Here is a 1,320-nt window from a genome sequence, read left to right as displayed (position 1 = left end):
GCCGGATGGACGAGGTGATCTTCGAGGAGTTCAAGGGCACCGGCAACAGCGAGATTGTGCTTGACCGCAAGGTGGCGGACAAGCGCGTCTTCCCCGCCATGGACATCCTCAAGTCCGGCACACGGAAGGAAGAACTGCTGGTCGACAAGTCGAACCTGCAGAAGACCTTCGTGCTTCGGCGCATCCTGAACCCGATGGGCACCACCGACGCCATCGAGTTCCTGATCTCCAAGCTCAAGCAGACCAAGACGAATTCCGAATTCTTCGACTCGATGAACACCTGACGAGAGGGGCGCGCGATGGACACGATCTTCGCCCTGGCGACCGTCCGGGGAAGATCGGGCGTCGCCGTCCTTCGAATCTCGGGCACCGAGGCCTTCGAGGCGGCGCGGAGGCTTGTGGGCCAGCTTCCGGATATCGGCCATGCCGCGCTTCGCAGGCTGCGTGATGCCGATGGCGCGGTGATCGACCAGGCGCTGGTGCTGTGTTTCGCGGCCCCGCGCAGCTTCACCGGCGAGGACGTGGTCGAGCTGCATCTCCATGGCAGCCCTGCTGTGATCGCCGCCGCCGAGCGCCGGATCGGGGAGACCGGACTTGCCCGCCCCGCCGAGGCGGGCGAATTCACCCGCCGCGCGCTCCATAACGAGAAGCTGGACCTCGCGCAGGTCGAAGGGCTTGGCGACCTCCTCTCCGCCGAGACGGAGGCGCAGCGCAAGCAGGCCATGCGCCTTCTCGAAGGGAAACTCGGCGAACGGGCCGGGGACTGGCGGACGGCGCTTCTTCGCGCCGCGGCGCTGATCGAGGCGACGATCGACTTCGCCGACGAGGATGTCCCCGTCGATGTCACGCCGGAGGTGCGCGATCTGCTCGCCCGGGTCTCGGAAGACCTTTCCCGCGAGGTGATGGGCAGCAAGGTCGCGGAGCGGGTGCGCGATGGGTTCGAGATTGCCATCGTGGGCGCGCCCAACGCCGGAAAATCCACTCTTCTCAACAATATAGCCGGTCGCGACGCCGCGATCACCTCGGAGATCGCCGGGACCACGCGAGACGTCATCGAGGTTCGCCTCGATCTCCAGGGAATTCCCGTGACGTTGCTGGACACTGCCGGGCTGCGCGAGGGGGGTGACGAGATCGAGCGCATCGGCATCGCGCGGACGCGCGCGCGGGCGGAGGGCGCCGACCTGCGGATCTTCCTCCTTGCGGGGGAGGACGTGCCGGACCCCGGACTGCTGCGCGCGGGAGATCTGGTGGTTCGCGGCAAGGCCGACGTGACGGGCGTGGGCGGTGTTTCCGGCAAAACGGGCGAGGGGATCGACGCGC

1 protein-coding gene and 1 pseudogene are annotated in these 1,320 nt (G+C 67.2%); both read left to right on the top strand.

Annotation, left to right across the window (positions count from 1 at the left end; genetic code table 11):
* Positions 1-284: pseudogene (locus ACTS11_RS19360) on the top strand (transcription termination factor Rho); the annotation flags it as partial.
* 15 nt (positions 285-299) lie between these two features.
* Positions 300-1,320 (top strand): tRNA uridine-5-carboxymethylaminomethyl(34) synthesis GTPase MnmE (gene mnmE, locus ACTS11_RS19355; RefSeq protein WP_442641925.1); only part of this gene is annotated, 1,021 nt, incomplete at its 3' end.

Source organism: Roseicyclus sp. (genome assembly GCF_052168335.1).
Classification (GTDB): Bacteria; Pseudomonadota; Alphaproteobacteria; order Rhodobacterales; family Rhodobacteraceae; genus Roseibacterium.
Note: the sequence above shows the minus strand (reverse complement) of the source record. Positions and strands in the feature narration are given on the sequence as shown.